Genomic DNA, 17,354 nt, shown 5'->3' with positions numbered 1-17,354 from the left:
GCGGTCACGTGACGAACACGGCTCACGCGCGTGGCGCCGACCCGGAGGGTCAGCCGGTGCAGAGCCCGCCGGCCGAGGCCACCGTTCCGGTCGTGGGCGAGGCCCAGCTGACGATTGAGAAAGTGGCGGATTCCGCGGGCCCGTTCCACGTCGGCGACACCGTCAATTACACGTACACCGTGACCAATACCGGAACGGGCGTTGTTCACAATGTGACCGTCACGGATGACCACGTGCCGTCGGTGACCTGCGACGCGACGGTGCTGAACCCGGGTCAGAGCACGCTGTGTCACGGCAGTTATGTGATCACTGCGGCGGATGCGGCGGCTGGTCATGTGGTGAATACGGCTCACGCGAACGGCACCGGCCCCGAGGGCCAGCCGGTGCAGAGCCCACCCGGTGAGGCCACCGTCTCCGTCGTGGGTGGGGCCGGGTTGTCCATCGTGAAGAAGGCGGACACGGCCGGTCCGTTCCGTGCGGGTGATGTGGTGCGGTACACGTACACCGTCACCAACACCGGTGCTGTGACTGTGCACGATGTCGCGGTGTCGGACGACCGGGTGGCGTCGGTGACGTGTGATGCGACGGTGCTGGAGCCGGGTCGGAGCACGACCTGTCACGGCTCGTACACGGTGACGGAGGAGGACGTCGAGGCGGGTCATGTGACGAACACGGCTCGTGCGAACGGCCTCGACCCCGAGGGCCGGCCGGTGGTGAGCGCGCCTGGTGAGGTGACGGTGAAGACCGTCTCCGGTGCGTCGTCGTTGTCGGTCGAGAAGAAGGCGGACAGTGCGGGCCCGTTCCGTGTCGGTGACACGGTCAGCTACACGTACACGGTGACCAATACCGGGTTGACGGTGCTGACGGATGTGATGGTCCGTGATGACCGGGTGGCGTCGGTGGTGTGCGATGCGACGGTGCTGGAGCCGGGTGCGAGCACGACGTGCCACGGCACGTATGTGGTGACGGAGGAGGATGCGAAGGCCGGGCGTGTGATCAACGTTGCGGAGGCTTCGGGTCGTGATCCGCAGGGGGCGCTGGTGGAGAGTGAGCCGGTGTCGGTGTGTGTCACGGTGTCGGAGTGTCCGGAGAAGGAGGGGTGTGTGAAGCCGCCTCGTCCGGGTGGTCCTTCAAAGCCGCCGCACGGTGGCGGTGGGGGTTATCTGCCGGACACGGGTTCGCCGGCGGGTCTGGCGGCGGCGGGTCTGGCCGGTGGTGGGTTGCTGACGCTGGGCGGTGTGCTGCTGTACCGGGCGCGGCGCCGTGCGGACGCGGACCGGTTCGTGGGGTAGTGCCTGCGGGTTCGCCGCTTGTTCGGTGAGGGACCGCCCCCGGGGCCTTCGGGCTTCGGGGGCGGTCCCGCGTCGTGCCGGGGGAGGAGGATCGGATTCGCTTTTGCGCGGCCCCGTCGGCGTCGGTCGGCCCGCCGTCCTGCGTATACCTCAGAAAGCGTGCGGGTCCGGGGCGTTGGCCGTGGCGGGGTGACCTGCCGGTTTCACCGGTCCACTGGCTCACCGGCTGGGCACCGGGGGGTCATTCTGTGTGGTTGTGGTTGTGGTTGTGGTTGTGGTGGTGGTCGGGGGCGGTCATGTCGCCTGTGGCAGGTGTGCCGGGGGCCTGCTGGTAGCGGAGGTAAACGGTGCCTGTGGGGCCGGCGACCGGAATGTCGAGGAGTGTGAGGTTGGTGGGTACCGTGCCGGTGTCGAAGATTTTCTTGCCGGTGCCGAGGGTGATGGGGTGCAGCCACAGGTCGAGCCGGTCGAAGAGTTTCTGGCGCAGCAGGCTCTGTACCAGGTTGAGGCTGCCGACGACTTTCACGTGGTCGTGCCGGTCGCGGATTTCGTGTACCGCGCGGGCCAGGTCCGGGCCGAGCAGGGTGGAGCCGTTCCAGGGGAGGTCGGGTGTGTGGCGTGAGGCCACGTATTTCGGGACGCGGTTGAACAGTTCGGCGATCGTTCCGTTCTTCTGGTGCGGCCAGTAGGCGGCGAAGATGTCGTAGGTGCGGCGGCCGAGCAGGAGGGCGTCGGTGTCCTCGTACGCGGCGGTGATCTGTGCGCCGGTCACCTCGTCCAGCAGCGGTGCCTGCCATCCGCCGAAGGGGAACCCGGTCGGGTCCTCGTCGGGCCCGCCGGGTGCCTGCCCGACGAGGTCGAGGGTCGCGAACAATTCGATGTGGATCAGGCCCATGTCTGTACTCCCGGTGGGATGAGGATCGGTGGCCCCCGGGTCGAGGTGTAGACCCGTGGGGGCCGGAAAACTCATCGCCACGCCGTGGGGCGTCAGCGGCAGATCCAGTAGGCGTCCCGGACCGGGTGGCGGTGCCGTTCACCGGTGGGGCGGGTCACCACGACGGCGCCGTCCTCGTACGAGGCCCGGTCGCCTGCAGCGGCGAACAGCGGCCGGTCCAGTTCGACCCGGAAGTCGGGGCGAAGCAGGAACTCGCTGACCAGCACCATTCGCGGTATGGGGGTGATTCCGTCGAAGTCCACGCGCATGAGCCGATGATCCCGCAGGACCCGGTGCGGGAGCGAGGGGATTTGCCGCCCGCTCCGGGGCGACGTCGTTGTTCGTGGGTGTCCGCGGGTGTTCGAGCTCGTCGCGTGCCGGCCGGACCGCTGGCCGGACGGCGCCGCTTCATGGCTTCTGGCGGCGTTCTGGTGGGTGGGTCAACCTGATGAGTTGCGGCGGCAGCGCGGGGCAGGTCTGGCAGGACATTTCCCCGGCCAGGGTCAGTACCTATCAGCTGCGCGACGGTCTGGGTCGATGTCTGGACGGCGGGCAGACCCAACAGGCGATGTGGTTCCCCTGCAACAGCAGGGGCTGGCAGCTGCGGTCCTGGAACTGGCCCGGGCCGGTGGCCGGGGTCGGTCGGCGGCCGACGGGAATCGTGTCAGAAGTCCGGTCTAGGTTTGGCCTGTGAACCACCACAGCAGCTCCAAGGCCGGGGCGCCCCGCGAGCGTGACTTGCCGCCCTACCAGGTAGTCCTGGCGGAGACTGACTGGGGTTCGCTCCAGACGCCTTTCGAGAACGGTGAGTGCCTTCCCGAGGTCCTGGCACGGTTGCTGGAGCCTGATCCCAGGGTGCAGGTCGCCGCTTTGTCGGAACTGAGTGAGCTGGTTGTCCACCAGAACACCATCTACGAAGCCACCGCCCCCGTCGCCATGTATGTCGCCGGCATCCTCGCCCACCCGGCGGCCATGACCCTCCGGCCGTATCGCAACGTCCCCATCCGCGCGACCTTGCTGAACTGGTTGGTTTCCACGGCCTACGAAGCCTCCGACGAGATTGTCGACCGCACCGAGCAGTACTTCCCTGGCTTCCGCACCCACAACACCACGCTGGCGGCCTTCCGGGACCTGCGCCCGATGCTCCATCGAGCCGTCGCGCCCTTCCTGCAGGACAGTCACGAGGACGTGCGCGAAGCCGCCGGCCTCGCCGCGCTCATCCTCGCCGAACACCCCGCGCTTGCCCAGCGCCGCGCCCACCTCGCCGTGCACGCGCGCCGCATCCTGGACACCAGCAGCGACGACTTCAACCGGCGCGTTGCCTGGAAGGCCCTCGAAGCATGGGGCCACGACGTCACCGACATTGAACCTTTTCAGGAGGAGCCCTGGGACTGCGGGCCACACAGCGATGGCCGCGGCGATCTCGAACCTCCCTTCTGACCGATAGGCGAACGGCCCACCGGCCCAAGGATGTGCGGCCGGCCGAGATTTCGGAACGATCAGATAGCGGATCTACCGGTTGGCGGGTTTCGGTGTTGACCAGCGCTGTCTTGTGGGCGCGGTTTTTGCGTTTCGTGCACTCGTCGGGGCCCACCACGTGCGGGGCCGGTGGCATTGGACCGGGAGGTTCCCCGACCGCTGCTCCCGACGGGCCCCGGCCGTGCCCGCCCGGGCATCACCGTCGTCGAAGCTGTCCCTGGCGCAGTCGTCCCGGGAACACGGGACGTCCCGCCGAACGGCGCTCGCGGACGACCCCGGCCGTCCCCTTCTCCTCCTCACCGCCCCGGGCGACTGTTGAACACCGTCCGACTTGTTCACGGGACGGCGCGTCGCCGGCACCGGCCGACAGGTCCCGAGCCGGCCGGAAGACGTCCGGCCGGGGCCTGCGGGTGCTTCGTGACGATGCGCCAGTACGCAAACACCCCAACCATGCGCGACCTGGAAGGCCGGATCCGCGCCGCCGTCGACAAGGGCGAGGTCATCCACTGCCGCGTCACCCCTGTCCACGATGGCAACGACCTCCTGCCCAAGGGCGTGATCCTGGAGGCACACGGCACAAGGGCTTCCCATTCCAGCCCAAGGGATCGGGCACCGGCACCAACATCCTCAGCATCTGCAACAACAAGAAGAAGTGACGCCCCGTGGACAACGCCCTCGACACCCTCACCCAGCTGCTGCCCCTCCTCACCGGCATTCGCCCCAAGGACTGGGAATCGGTACGCCGACAGCTCGGCACCGACCTCCCCGCCGACTACAAAGCCCTCATCGACACCTACGGCGGCGGCTGCATCGACAACTACCTCTGGATTCTCGAACCCGGCTGCGCCAACGGGTTCTACGACCTCTTCGAAGCCGTCGAGGAACGGGCCGAAGCCAACGAGGACCTGTGGTCCGGCGGCGAGCGGAAGCCCGCCGAACTCGGCCACGCCGACACCCGGATCATCCCCTGTGCCTCCACCGACAACGGCGAATTCCTGTACTGGCTCGCCGAGTCGGGCCAGAGTCCCGACCAGTGGACCGTCATGGTCAACGAAGCCCGCGGCCCCTGGTGGGAGCACTTCGACCTCACCCTCACCCGCTTCCTCGCAGCCACCCTCACTGGCGAGATCCGCTCCCAGATCCTCTCCGACCTCTTCCCCTCCACCCCGCACGACTTCCAGCCCTCCAGCCGGTTCGTCGAGACCGGGTAGGACTGGCCTCGGCGTGAATGGACGCTGACGCGCCGGTGCGGGCGTGCGCGGTGCTCCTCGACGCCATCGGCCGGGTATGCCCGATCTCCGCAGTCACCGGCCCGGTGGCGTGCAGTACTCGCTGCCGGGAGGCCTGGCCGACGCCACGGGGAGCCGGCCGCGGCGCTGCGGGAAGAGCTCGGCCTGGACCTGGCCGCCGAGTCGCTGACGCTGTGGTTCGAGCAGGCCACCAGCCGCCCCCGCTCGACGGCCTGCCGCTGTTCTCTGAACGTTGAGGGCCCCACTGATCAAGAACTCGTCGAGGTCTCGGCTGTCCTCGGCTGTCGGTCGGCGCAGGCATACTCCGCGGCATGCCGATCGCCGATATCGCCCTTGATGAGTGGCTCCTCTTCGATCGCACGACGGCTGCATCCGCGGCCGGGGCGGCGGCGCGGGAGGCGGGCGGTGTTGTCACGTCGGTCCACCGTCACGAATATGCCGGGCGGAGTGCCTACAACGCGATCATCGAGATCGACGGCAGACCCTTCGCGTTCGTTCCCGGCGGACACGTCCGGCTCGGCTTCGACCCCAAGTCCTGGACACCGGCCGGCGACGAGGTCCTGTCCTACCTCGGCAGCCAGCAAGCGCTGACCTCGTATCCCGAGTTTGCCGACTTCGAGTCGGACGACCGGGCCGAGGCCCGCGCGTGCCTGACCGACAGCACCGTCGAGGAGATCCGCGCACACCTCGCGGCGGCCACCTCACGCCCTCGCGCCGTGAGCCTGAAGGCGTTCCTCGCCGCCATGCACGCCGACGAGGCCGGGGTGCGCGAAGCTCCCCTCGACCACCCGATCGTCACCGTGCTTGTCCAGGAACGGGAGCCGGGTTGCCAGGAACTCGTCGGCGATCTCATCCTGCCCGAAACGGACACGGGCACCCACCGGACACGGGCACCCACGGCCGAGTCCGCTTCGCACCGGACGGAAAGCCCACGGCGGCGTGGCTCGCGGCCCACACCACCTACGACGCGATCACCGACGAACTGGCACGGACCGGTCGGCGTCTGCCCACCCCCGTTGAATGGGAACACGCCTACGCGTTCGGCGCACGAGGCCTGTTCCCCTGGGGCGACCGGATGCCGATTTGGCGGCCCGGACGCGACGACACTCTTGTCACGCCCGACGGCGTCCGTGTTCCCCAGGCATCGCCCATGCTGTCGGGACTGCACATGGCCCAGCACTCCTACCGCTGGGAGCTGACCGGCGACCGCCGTGAGGTTCGTGGCGCCGATGGCGGCAGGGCCGAGTGCGGCGGCGGACCCTGGTTCGCCAATTGGTTGATCAAGGCGAGCTCCTATCGCGACCCCGGACAGGGTGACTTCGTCGCCCGGCGCCCGCACACACGCGGCACCCTCGTCAGACCTGTCATCCCGCCGGATTGACGGCGATGGTTCAGACCGTCCGCAAGCCGCGCGACCGCGTGGAGCGGCGCACGCCTGCGCCGGACCGCGGCGCCTCGATGCCGCCCGCTCGCTCGGCAAGCTCGTCCGGGACAAGGACTGGAAGCTCGACAAGCAGCTCGCGTGGTGGAAGAAGGAGCAGCAGAACACGAAGGAGGCCTCCGCCAAGCGATCGGCTGCGAAGAAGACCGCCGCCCCCGCCGCGACGGGTGAGGGCGGCGGTTCGTGTCGGTCGCCGGGGTCGCCTCGGGTTCGCTGCCGGGGCCCGGGTCGCCGGTGGTCGGCTGTTGGCGGGAGTGCCACCAGGCCCGGGCCCGGCACCGGTCAGCAGACGACCATGACGGTGAACGGGCGGTCGTCATCGACAGTCTGGCTCCCGCTCGAAGACGGCGTCGCTGTGCGGACGAAAATGTGCATGGCATCCGTCCAGGTGACCATGATGGACGCACTACCGGGCCCCGGATCGGAGGGGCCATTCGAATTGATTGTGCCGATCAGACCACACGCATTGATGTCGTTCTCCGTCGTCAGGAGATAGCGGCCGATGCCAGCATGTTCGACTTCCGTGACGCCATTCGTGCTGAGGAGATTCCCATCAGCATCGACCTTGGCGTACGTCGTGACGACCGGCAGCGCCTGCACTTCCTTCGCAGGCTCGGCTGACGCCACCCAGCCCCCGGTCACGAGGGCGACGGGCATCACCCCCAGCGCAACTTTCCTGAATGCGTTCATTTCGGCTCTCCTCGGAACGAGTTTGGCAATGCGACACGAGGAGATGTCACCGATTCGAACCCGTATGAACAGGCTATCGGCCGTTGATCACTCCAATGGGTCTTGAGTTCCAGCCTCCAAGCCGTTCAGCAGGACACCCTGAGTAGTCGGGCGCACCGTCTGCCGCCCGACATGTTCGCCCGGGAATGGGGCTGCTACTGACCCGGGACGACTGATTTGAAGTCTCGCCATCTTCGAACGGGCTGGTCGGAGGAGGGGGTGGCGTGTTCTCCGGAGTACTCGTGCTGGTCTGGGGCGGGAGTCTGGGGTGTTGATCGTCTGATGGGCTGGCCGGGGCGGGTTCGCCGGTTCCTCCGCATTGCCGGCCCGGTGCCGCCTACGTTCTGTCATGCCGCTGCCAGCAGCACAACTGTGCCCGAGCATCTGAACCATTCGAGCCGCCGTGACCACTACGGCGGCTTTCGCATGTCCGCATGCCGCAGGCCCGGGCGGCACCGGCCGATGCGGCAGCGCATCGGCTGTCCCGCCGCGACGTGCCAGGCCGGTTCCCCGCCCGGACACCGCAGCACATCGCTGCGTGCGCCACCCGCTCCAACGACAAGGCCCTGCCCGGCTTCCGGGCGGTGCAGGCGGTGTTCCGGGTGCTGGCCGGGGACGGCGACACCCATCCCGACCCCTTCCTCGAGCTGCTGCGCCTGGGAGCGGAGCACGAGGACAGCGAGGCCGACCGCCTGGAGGTCACGCTCGTCGTTCCTGGTGCTCTGGTCACCGGCACCGTGATCTCGCACCTTGCAGTGGCGGAAGCTGTTCATGGACGGGCTGGGCGACTACGACCTTGCCCATGCGATCCGCACCGCCCACAGCCGAATCGAGGATGACGCTGGCGAGGGAGGTGTTTGGTGTCGGGTCGGGTCCGGCGTGACAGTCTGGACGTCGACTGGATACTGTGCCGCCCCGGGGGGACACGGCGCGTCGGGAAAGACGCGTGGGGTGGCGAGGAGGACCAGGGGAGAATGGTGGGGGAATACCAAGGACGGCCCGGAGTGCCCGTGTATATTCCGGCGCCCGCGGCCCGGCCGGCGGGGCGGCCGGTCGGATACATCCTCGTGGTGGTGCTGTTCGCCGTGCTCGGTGGCCTGGTCGACGCGCTGTTCTCTTTCGGGATGCTGTTCGCCACGGACGGTTGCGGGACGGGCGGGCCCGGCGGCTCGGCGCCGGTGTGCACGCCGGCCGTGTGGACGCTCGCGGTCGCCCTTCCATGGGCCGGTCTGGTGGCGGCGGTGCTGATCGCCTCCCTGGGCGCTGTCCGGGCACGCCGGCGCGGACGGACGGCCTGGCTCGCCCTGCCCGCCGCGCTCGCCGCCTACCTGCTGGCCTGCGCCGTGGCCTACCTGCTGGTTTTCGTCCTGTGAACCCGCCACCTTCCGCCGGGCATCCCGCCAGGGGCCACCGCTAAGGACCACGTACCTGCGTCCCCCCTTTTCGGGGAGGACGGCCGGTCCGTGATCGGCGGCCTGTGATCCGCTGTGGGGTGTGGGCGGTAGGGCGCCCGTGGCCTTCGTTTCCTCGGCAACTTCCTGTGTCCGGGTGGTAGTTGCCAGAAGGTCTGCTGCCGCGTGCGGCTGCAATCCGTTCGGTGGGAAGGTCTTCCCGGCGGGCTCTTTCTTCGCCGGCCGGCGCTCGTGCCGACGCGCTAGAGAACACGCACCCGCGTCCCTCATCTGGGAGGACGGTCGGTGCCGGTGCCGATCCGTGATCTGCGGCCAAGCGATCCGCTGCGGGGCGTGGGCGGGAGGGTGCCCCTGGCCTTCGTCTCCTCGGCAACTTCCTGTGTCCGGGCGGTAGTTGCCAGAAGGTCTACTGCCGTGTGCGGCCGCAATCCGTTCGGTGGGTAGGCCTTCCCGGTGGGGGCTCGTTCTCCGCCGGTCGGCGTTCCGGTCTTCCTGTGCCGGGTACCCGGGTACGCGTTCCGGTGACGTGCGCACCGACGCGGGCGGCGGCTCCCGCCGGTACTGCCGCAGTCCGGCGGTGGCGCTCCGGCAGGCGTCGGCCGCCATCCGCCGCCGACGGGAAGGGGCGCACCGCCCTGGACCGGCAGGGCACGGTCGGTACCGCCGATGCCGGGGCCGTGCCCGCAACGCCCCCTGGCCGTCCGCCTCCCGGGCTGTCCGCGGCGCGGCCGGGACCCGCTTGCTCCCGGCAGGCCGGGACCCGCTTGCTCCCGGCAGACCTGCGGCGCACGGTGCGGCACCTCGACGGCGGATACCGCGCGGGGTACGCGTGGGGACGAATGCGGACACGGGAGCAACGGCGGCCTCACTGGGGTCTTTTGGCCCTTGGGGCGGTGGTGCCCCGAGCCCGTCAATGGACACAGCCGACACAGCCGACACAGCCGACACAGCCGACACAGCCGACACAGCCGACACAGCCGCACCTGTCCCCGTACCCCGCGCACCCCGGAGCCCGTCATGCCCGCAGCCGAACACCCCATCCACCACCCCGAAGCAGAAGCCCCCCTGCCCCCGGGACGGATCCGGGTGGACCACACCTCGGACGACGCCTACGCGGTCGCGATCCGTGGCCACCGGCTGGTGGTGGACCAGCCCTTCGATGCCGGCGGCGACGACAGTGGTCCGACGCCGACGGAATTGTTCGCAGCCTCCCTCGCCTCCTGCGTGGCGTTCTACGCCGGCCGCTACCTGGCCCGCCACGGCGTGGCCGCCGACGGCCTGCGGGTGGACGCGGAGTTCACGATGGCCACCGACCGCCCGGCCCGGGTCACCGACATCACCGTCACCGTCGACGTCCCGCCCGCACTCGACCCGGCACGCCACGACGCCCTGCTCGCGGTGGCCTCCAACTGCACCGTCCACCACACCCTTCAGCAACCGCCGACCGTACGCGTCGCACTCAACCCCGCTCCCGGCGGACAGTAAGCACCGTCCGTCCCCGGCCCGTTCGTCCCGGCCCGTTCCGTCCCCGGCCCGTTCGTTGTCCGGTACGCGTCGGGGAGGTGCCTTCGTGCGGTCCTCGCCCGGCGCGTACCGATGACGTGCGCCGGGGGAGTCTGCCCGGCCCGCCGTCTCCGCCCCGCCCGATGAGTCCGCCCTGTGGTGGCCGAAGCCGTCGATCCGGCGCGGGTGTTCGCCCACCGTGGCGGCGCCCCGCGCCCACCGCCGCTCCCGGCCGGTGAACGCCTCCTGCGCGCCGGTCCGGCCGTCCGCCCCGGACGGCGCCCGCAGCCTCCGCACCGCTACAACCCCGTTCCTGTGTCCGGGGCCTGACCAGGCATCGGCCCGCGTACGCTGACGCGGCCGGCGCCGTGTCGGCGGTACCGGCCGTGCCGCTTGGCCCGGAACCTGCCGGTGCAGACGTGCTGCCAATCGGTGACCGCCGGTGTGATGAGCGAGGTGGCACCGGGTGCCGCGCCCGCCCGGGTGATGGCCGCCAGCGTGTTTCGCGTCCGGGTGTGCGGCCGGTGGCCGGACGGGGCCGTGGCGGTGTCGGATGTCGGCAACGCCGTTGAGAAGGCTGGCCCGTTGCTGCCCGGGGATCACGCGGCCCCTGCTGGATCGCCGCGGTGAGAGCCTCGGTCGCGGCCGCCGTCCGGTCATCGGCCCCGCGCCGTGATCGCCGCGACAGAGATACGGCCCGCATCCCCCGCCCGCAGGTGTCGGGTCACCCCGCAACTGCATGCACGTGCCCAACGGCGCCACCCGCCTACCCACGCCGCCACCCGCCCGCCCGTCCGCGCCGCCACCCGCCCGCCCGCGCCGCTACCCGACCGTCCACGCCGCCGCCCGCTCGCCCACGGCGGCCTGATCCCGCCCCGCGCCGCCGAACGGGCCCCCACCCCCGAGCCGGGAAACACCCGCACCCCTGACGGACACCAGGACGAGCACCACCGTCGGCTGCCCACTACCGGTTGCCCAGCACCGGCCGCCCGGCACCAGAGCGCCACCACCGCGCCGCGCCGCGATACCGTGACCGCATGCGCGCCGACCACCGCCCCTGGGACATCCTGCTGATCGGCGGCGCCTCCGGCGTCGGCAAGAGCCACGCCGCCGCCCACCTCGCCACCACCCACAGCGCGTTCACCGTCGAATTCGACGACGTCGTCGCCGCCCTCCAGAGCGCCACCACCCCGGCCACCCACCCCGCACTGCACCACTTCGCAGGCCACCCGGCCCCCGAGGAGAACCTGGGCACCGACCGGGTCCTGGAACTGCAGATCGCCACCGCCCACGCCCTGGACGAGGCCGTACTCGGCGTCGTACGCAACCGGCTGAGCGTGGACGTACCCGCCATCGTCGAGGGCGACTACCTCACCCCCCGCGCCGCCGCCCGGGCCGCCGCCGAGGCCACCGCGCACCGTCGACGCCTGCACGCCGTCTTCCTCCACGACAGCGACCCGGCACGCATCGGCGCCAACTACATCCGGCGCGAGCCGGACCACGGCCCCCAGCCCGCCCGCGCCGAAGTCAGCGCCAGGTACTCCCACTGGCTCGCCGCCCAGGCCCGCGCCCACCGCCTGCCCGTGATCGACTGCCACCCCTACGACACCCTGCCGCAGCGCCTGACCGCCGCCCTGACCTGAACAGTTCCACACCCCGCGCCACCCGGACACCCCCGGCGCCCGTCGAGACCGGCCGGAGCCGGGGGAGCGGACACCGTGACGGCGCCCACCACGGGCCCGCGACACCACCAGCGGCAGCCCACAGCCGGGCCCGACCCCCGGACCCGAACCCCATACGCCGACGAACGCCCGGCCGTCACCCGCGGCAGCGCCCCGACAGCCGGGCCCGACCCGCCAGCCCCGACCCGCTGCTCCCTCGGCCGGGCCCGGCCTCCGGCCCCGGACCCCATACGCCGACGAACGCCCGGCCGTCACCCGCGGCAGCGCCCCGACAGCCGGGCCCGACCCGCCGGCCCCGACCCACCGTTCCCCCGGCCGCCCCCGCCCCGCTGCTCCTACAGCCGGGCGGCGCGCTCGCCGGTGCCGCCGGGGACGAACAGCAGCCGGGGCACACCCAGAGCGTGCTGCCGCCAGGCCGGCAGCACGCTCTGGGCGTGCGCGGTGCGCCGCAGGTGCGCCGGGATCGGGTCGGGGGGTGCTCGCGGAAGCGGGCGCAGCCGGTCAGCGTGGACGACAGTTCCCCGCAGGACATGGTGGCGCGGTCGGCCTGGACGAACGCCCGGTACAGCCCGCGGCCGCTCCCGGCGGCCGCGGGCTGTGCGGCAGGCCGTCGGGGGATGACCGTGCCGTCCCGGCCTTCGGCGAAGCGGTTGGCAGACCTTGGGCAGGAAGTCCGGCGGCGCGCACTCGTCGCCCGCCGCCCGGGCGCCGGTCACGAATGCGAGACGGGTGGGTGCGTACCACGGCCAGGAGGTGACCGGGCCTCAGCCGCGCCGCGGTCTTGCCGTCGGGCAGCGGCGGGGGAGGCGATGCCCTCCGGCCGGGGGAACGCTGCGGCGATCCGCACGCCGCGTTCGGTCAGGTGCCAGGCCTTCGGCTTCCCGCCTGCGGCAGCACGACGTCCTGGACCAGGCGTTCGTCCTTCGTCCTTCGTCCTTCGTCCTTCGGCCGTCGAAGCCGGCGGCGTTTCTGTTCCGGCCCGGTGCCGGGGGCGTTGCAGGGCGCGCAAGTGTGCGGCGGCGGTTGTGCGGAACCGGAACAGCACGGCGACCACGGCGTGGTCGATCCCGGGCGGCACCGCCGTCTTCGGACGCCTCGATATCTGCTCGCCCGCTGCCCCGACCCTCCTCGCCCGCTGCCCCGACGGCGGAGGGAACGGGGAACGGAAGCCCGCACTTCCACCGGCTTTCTCACTCTCAGCGTCCCGCGCGGCCGCGACCCGGCAACGGCAACGGATGTTCCGCCGGCCCGCCAGCCGGCTGGCGGGAACCGGACCGCTGTCCTGTGCCACCGATCCTTGACAGATCGCCACCGAAGCCGGACCACCGCACGGTTCGTGCCACCGAACCTCGACCGCCCTGGCCAGGGCCTCAGCCTCCCCGGGCGGTGTCAGCCTCTTGCCGGACGATCCAGCCATGCTGATCGCGGCCAACGAGCGCGGCCACGTGGTGAAGCGCGCCACCAAGCCCGCCATCGGGACCATGCCGGCCAACCCGCGGCGGGGCAATGCCCACATGGTCGTGGAGCGGGGGGACGAAGAGCAGTCCGGCGGCTGGTACATCCAGGTCCTGTTGCGCGAGAACAGCAGCTACCAGTTCGAATACCGCGACGGCGTGCCCGGGCAGCACTTTTGGACCATGACCGTCTCCCAGGAGAAGGTCCTCGGAGCGCTGCTCGGCTGGGCCGGCCCGAAGCCAGGCCGGGGGGACGGCTTCGTGTGGAACAACATTGGTGAGCAGTTCAGCTCCAGCGGCCGTGAAGCCCCGGAGCCGTCCGACGGTACGAAGCGGCCGACAGACCCGGACCCGGAACCGGTCTGACCGGGGCGGTCGAGGTTCGACGGCACGAACCGTGCGGTGGTCCGACCTCAGCGGCCATCGGTTGGTGGCACCGGACACCGCCAAGCGGTGGCGAGAACCGGCCCGGCAGCCGGTGGTCGCCCCTGCTGCCCGCTGCGCCGGGAGTCCAGGCAAAAGTGCAGGTCAGGCCCGATGGTGAGTGGCCGTCAAGGTGAACTCGCCGCCCCGACAACCCTCTCCTTGCCCCTTCCTGTCCCGCCGTGCGGGTGGCTGACGGCGGTCCGGGCTGCGCCTGCGGCGGGCTTTCTCCTCCGCGTCCGGTCCGCGTCCGGCTGGTGCCGGTCACGCGAGCGTGGGGAGAATAGAATGATGTGACGCGCGCGGGGAGTTGCGTTGCGTCCGGCGGCCGGTTCGGTGTGTTGCCATACGGGCCGTGCGGCGGTGGATCGTTCGGTTCAGCTGGAGCCGACCGGTGAACGGGGTGGCGAAATGTCGGGGGAAGTTCGAAGTGTGGCGTTCGTCCTGCTTGCCGATGCGCTTCGGGCGGAGATCGCCGATGCCCCGGGGAGGACGGAGCTACCGGACAGGCGCGACATTGCGGAGACGTACGGCTGCGCCCGATCGACCGTGGAGACCGTCCTGCGGGCCTTGGCGGCCGAGGGGCTGATCGAGGCCCGGCCGGGCGGCGGGTGGACGGTGACCGAAAGGCCCTGACCAGCGTCGCCGGACGGCCGGACGGTCCCGGTCGACCACCGGGTCGTTCCCGGTGCCCGCCCCGGTCTCGCCGTGCCGGTCCCGTAGCGCACGCCGACGGCGTGGGGCCGTTCCAGAACCTCGCCGGTGCCGGCACCCACACCTTCGTGACCGGCGAACGCCGGACCTCTGCCACGTCGCCCGGCGGCGTCCGCAGCCGGGTCAGCCGCCGGGCGGCCGGGATGACCCTGGAGAACCTCCAGCAGGCCCTGCACCGACTCCGGGAGGACGGACGCGCCGCCGACCGGTACACCGACGCCGGAGACGAGACCGCCTCTCGCCACCGCGGCCACCGTCCGCGCCGAGTGGCAGCGCGCACGCGACCACACCGCCGCCACCCGGGCCGAGCGCCACCACCCCGACCACGCCACCGCCCTCCAACACCCACTGCGCCGTGAGCGCCACCGCCACGACGTCGCCGCCCGCGCCCGCGAGGCAGCCCACCAGGCCCGCCAGACCACCGTCGCCGCCGCGCCGCCGGCACCGCGCCGGCACCGCCCAGCCCCTTTGCACCACCCTCGACCGCACCACCCTCGACCGCGCCGGCCTCCCCACGCTCACCGACCCCGACCACCAGGCCGTCCGCGACCTCACCCACCACCTCGACCCCGACACGCCGCTCCAGGTCATGAGCCGGCTGGAGCACACCCGTACCGCGGCCGCCGCACCACCACGCGGCACCGAGCCGGCCCCGGCCGCCCGACCTGTCGTCCGCCGCGGTCGGCTCTGATGGCCGGTGCCCGCTCAAGCGTGTGGACCTTGCTGGTCGGCGGGCGCTGGACAGGCGCTCCGGGCCGGGCCCCCCACCCGGTCCGCAGCACAGGAGGGAAACTGACGCCCTGTGACCGACTCCCACGCCGAGCATCCGAGCACCCAAGCAGCCGAGCACCCGCCGCATCATCGACTGTCACCTGTCGGGACTGCCACCCCGGGCCGGACGGCGGCGACGCCCGCACCCATCTCCGCCGGCCGGGACACGGCCGTCACGGAGATCCGGCACACCGGCACCTGCCCCACCTGCACGATCGAGCGGATCTGGCTGGAAGCCGGCGCCGCGAAGGCCGAGGAACAGGACGCGAGGGCCGAGGAACAGGACGCGCGGGCCAAGGACGCCTTCCCCGCCGCCCACCGGCGGCTGAAGGACGCCGCGGCTGCTGTCCCGGCCGACAACGCCGCAGCATCGTTCGCCGCGGCCCTCCTGGAACCCGCCCAGGCCCAGGCCGATGACCCCGGCCGCTTCGTCACTCTCCCCCCGGACCGGGATCACCGACCGGAACCCCCCGCCGCAAGACCCAGCCCGAGCGGCGCCGCCACACCCGGCCGACGACGACACACCGAAGGCGCCGGCCCCCAGAGCGGTCGGCGCCCTCGGCATGTCGCACGGGGGTCGGCGCGGCGCAAAGACGGCCCCGGTGGCGAGCGCCTGACGCCACCTGCCCCGCCGCCCGGATGCACCCGGCCGTACGCGGTGGTCGACTCGAGATGACGGGAAATCTAGGGGGCCGTCACGGAGAGGAGCCGAGCGATGCCGAAGGTGTCCAAGCAGTCCGCGACGAACGTCCAGGAGTTCGGTCCGGTGACCGACCGCCGCGAGGAGATGAACGGCTACACCGTCGAATTCGTCTCCTTCGGGGCGGACGCCGACCTGGACGGGCCGCTGCAGTCACTGCCCGACGGGATGTGCCAGTGCCCGCACTGGGGCTACGTCATCGCCGGGCGCATGCGCTTCGTCTTCGCCGGCCACGAGGAGGTGTACGAGGCCGGCGACGCGTACTACCAGCCCCCGGGCCACCGGCCGTACGTCGACGCCGGGACGGAACTGCTGCAGTTCAGCCCCACCGACGCACTCGCCCGCACCGAGCAGGCCATCACCGACTGGATGGGCCGCCAACAGGGCGGTACACCCTAGCCGCCCGGCCCCCGCATCCCGCCGGCCTGCCCCAACCCACGGGAGCGGCGCCGGCCGGCCATCGCACGCCGGCCAGCCCGGCCGCCCAGGCCGTCGCCGCGCCCGTCGCGCCCCGGAGGGCGAAACGGGGGGAACGCCCTGGCAGGCCCGGCCGCTGCGCCCTGGCGGTGTGCGGTCCCGGCCGCGGCCCCGTTCCAGGCCGGGCCGCTGTCCCCGGGCGGCGACGGGCGGTTGCCTGCGGACCCCGCGGTGCCCGGTGGCGCTCGGTGGTGGGGGTGCGGGTGCAACGCGGGGCCGTGCTGCGCGTCTGACCTGGTGTTATGTGACCGGGAGGGGCCCTGCCCGCGTACTGATCCGAGTGCTCCGGTGCGTACGGACTTGCTTGCACCACTGACCCGTCTCAACGAATGACCCGTTTCAACGAAGTGTGACCGGCGTTGGCATCGCACAGTTCGGCCTGGGCTGCCCGCAGGTGGTGAGTTCATCGGTCAGGTGTCTGAAGAGTGCTCCTGCGGACCGTTCCACTCGCCGTAGTCTCGTGCCGTGGTCGACGAACACGGGGTACCCGACGCCTTCAAGAACCGGTGCACGAATGGGGCACGGAGGCTGGAATTCTCGTTGAACGAGTCCAACGAGGACCGCAAGGAGAACACGCTGGACGTGTGGCTGCGTGAGGGTCCGCGGAAACCCGACGCAGTGATCTCGCTGTCCAATCTCCACTCGGTCCGCCCGTGGGAACCCGAACCGGCCCCCGTCTTCATTGACGGGATCCCCCTGATCCACCCGCCGAAGCCGCCGTCGCCCTGGCCCGCCGAGGCCGCCGACCGACTCGACCGCTCCGATGACGATCACCGGACCGGTCGAGGTCGACGCTGTCGCCTCGACGGTGACTGCCCACTGGGCCCAGAGCGACGATGCGGCCTCCGTGCTCCAATGACAGCCCGAAGCCGCTTGACGGCGCAGGCAGCAGCCGGACTTCGGCGGGACGGTCAACCGCTCGAGCTGCGTCGGTTTCCCGGTCGATGGCCCGGAGGCGGTTCTCGGGATGGTAGCTGTTGCCATTGACCGAGATGACGTCGCAGTGGTGGAGGAGCCGGTCGGGGACGGCGGTGGCGAGGACCTCGTCACCGAGGACCCGCCCCCTTCAACTGGGGCTGGCACTTGTTCGTTG

Annotated in this window: 16 protein-coding genes and 1 pseudogene; 13 read left to right on the top strand and 4 right to left on the bottom strand. The window is 71.4% G+C overall.

Features of this window, described 5'->3' with window-relative positions; translation table 11 throughout:
- A partial coding sequence (locus ACZ6R9_RS31380; RefSeq protein ID WP_465541983.1) for a DUF7507 domain-containing protein occupies nucleotides 1-1,292 on the top strand: 1,292 nt, incomplete at its 5' end.
- A 241-nt stretch (nucleotides 1,293-1,533) separates the two neighbouring features.
- Here ACZ6R9_RS31380 and ACZ6R9_RS31375 read toward each other — a convergent pair.
- Both ACZ6R9_RS31375 and ACZ6R9_RS31370 read right to left on the bottom strand, forming a co-directional pair.
- Complete coding sequence (locus ACZ6R9_RS31375) at nucleotides 1,534-2,187, bottom strand: dihydrofolate reductase family protein (protein WP_465541981.1); 654 nt, start codon at nucleotides 2,185-2,187, stop codon at nucleotides 1,534-1,536.
- 92 nt (nucleotides 2,188-2,279) lie between these two features.
- Entirely contained in the window at nucleotides 2,280-2,495 is a 216-nt protein-coding gene (locus ACZ6R9_RS31370) for a hypothetical protein (RefSeq protein ID WP_380488757.1), read from the bottom strand.
- A gap of 421 nt (nucleotides 2,496-2,916) precedes the next feature.
- Here ACZ6R9_RS31370 and ACZ6R9_RS31365 point away from each other — a divergent pair, with 421 nt between their 5' ends.
- From ACZ6R9_RS31365 to ACZ6R9_RS31355, 3 genes are all read left to right on the top strand, one after another.
- Nucleotides 2,917-3,666, top strand: coding sequence for a hypothetical protein (locus tag ACZ6R9_RS31365; RefSeq protein ID WP_465541979.1), 750 nt, complete (start codon nucleotides 2,917-2,919; stop codon nucleotides 3,664-3,666).
- A 701-nt stretch (nucleotides 3,667-4,367) separates the two neighbouring features.
- Complete coding sequence (locus tag ACZ6R9_RS31360) at nucleotides 4,368-4,916, top strand: SMI1/KNR4 family protein (RefSeq protein WP_465541977.1); 549 nt, start codon at nucleotides 4,368-4,370, stop codon at nucleotides 4,914-4,916.
- 350 nt (nucleotides 4,917-5,266) lie between these two features.
- Nucleotides 5,267-6,154 (top strand): hypothetical protein, encoded by an 888-nt coding sequence (locus ACZ6R9_RS31355; RefSeq protein WP_465541975.1) that lies wholly within the window; start codon nucleotides 5,267-5,269, stop codon nucleotides 6,152-6,154.
- Between the two features lie 524 nt (nucleotides 6,155-6,678).
- Here ACZ6R9_RS31355 and ACZ6R9_RS31350 read toward each other — a convergent pair.
- The gene (locus ACZ6R9_RS31350) at nucleotides 6,679-7,086 is read right to left on the bottom strand and encodes a hypothetical protein (RefSeq protein WP_465541973.1); all 408 of its coding nucleotides are present in this window, start codon (nucleotides 7,084-7,086) and stop codon (nucleotides 6,679-6,681) included.
- Between the two features lie 473 nt (nucleotides 7,087-7,559).
- Here ACZ6R9_RS31350 and ACZ6R9_RS31345 point away from each other — a divergent pair, with 473 nt between their 5' ends.
- The 9 genes from ACZ6R9_RS31345 (at nucleotide 7,560) to ACZ6R9_RS31305 (ending at nucleotide 16,183) form a co-directional block, all read left to right on the top strand.
- Entirely contained in the window at nucleotides 7,560-7,964 is a 405-nt protein-coding gene (locus tag ACZ6R9_RS31345) for a hypothetical protein (RefSeq protein ID WP_465541971.1), read from the top strand.
- A gap of 171 nt (nucleotides 7,965-8,135) precedes the next feature.
- A complete protein-coding gene (locus ACZ6R9_RS31340; protein ID WP_465541969.1) occupies nucleotides 8,136-8,498 on the top strand; it encodes a hypothetical protein in 363 nt (120 codons plus the stop codon).
- Between the two features lie 1,056 nt (nucleotides 8,499-9,554).
- Nucleotides 9,555-10,022, top strand: a complete 468-nt coding sequence (locus tag ACZ6R9_RS31335) for an OsmC family protein (RefSeq protein WP_465541967.1) — start codon at nucleotides 9,555-9,557, stop codon at nucleotides 10,020-10,022.
- Nucleotides 10,023-10,779: 757 nt separating this feature from the next.
- Nucleotides 10,780-10,908 (top strand): hypothetical protein, encoded by a 129-nt coding sequence (locus ACZ6R9_RS31330; protein WP_465541965.1) that lies wholly within the window; start codon nucleotides 10,780-10,782, stop codon nucleotides 10,906-10,908.
- Nucleotides 10,909-11,077: 169 nt separating this feature from the next.
- Nucleotides 11,078-11,683 (top strand): AAA family ATPase, encoded by a 606-nt coding sequence (locus ACZ6R9_RS31325; protein WP_465541963.1) that lies wholly within the window; start codon nucleotides 11,078-11,080, stop codon nucleotides 11,681-11,683.
- A gap of 1,454 nt (nucleotides 11,684-13,137) precedes the next feature.
- On the top strand, nucleotides 13,138-13,542 hold the full coding sequence (locus ACZ6R9_RS31320) for a hypothetical protein (RefSeq protein ID WP_465541961.1): 405 nt from the start codon (nucleotides 13,138-13,140) through the stop codon (nucleotides 13,540-13,542).
- 489 nt (nucleotides 13,543-14,031) lie between these two features.
- Entirely contained in the window at nucleotides 14,032-14,235 is a 204-nt protein-coding gene (locus tag ACZ6R9_RS31315; protein WP_380488748.1) for a winged helix-turn-helix domain-containing protein, read from the top strand.
- A 433-nt stretch (nucleotides 14,236-14,668) separates the two neighbouring features.
- A complete protein-coding gene (locus ACZ6R9_RS31310; RefSeq protein ID WP_465541958.1) occupies nucleotides 14,669-15,004 on the top strand; it encodes a hypothetical protein in 336 nt (111 codons plus the stop codon).
- A gap of 795 nt (nucleotides 15,005-15,799) precedes the next feature.
- Nucleotides 15,800-16,183, top strand: coding sequence for a cupin domain-containing protein (locus ACZ6R9_RS31305; RefSeq protein WP_380488746.1), 384 nt, complete (start codon nucleotides 15,800-15,802; stop codon nucleotides 16,181-16,183).
- A gap of 1,000 nt (nucleotides 16,184-17,183) precedes the next feature.
- On the opposite strand, the pseudogene ACZ6R9_RS31300 reads toward ACZ6R9_RS31305, so the two are convergent.
- A pseudogene (locus tag ACZ6R9_RS31300) lies at nucleotides 17,184-17,324 on the bottom strand (ATP-binding protein); the annotation flags it as partial.
- Between the last annotated feature and the right edge of the window lie 30 nt (nucleotides 17,325-17,354).

This window comes from Kitasatospora sp. NPDC048662 (assembly GCF_055587065.1).
This window is presented reverse-complemented; position numbering and strand designations above follow the sequence as displayed.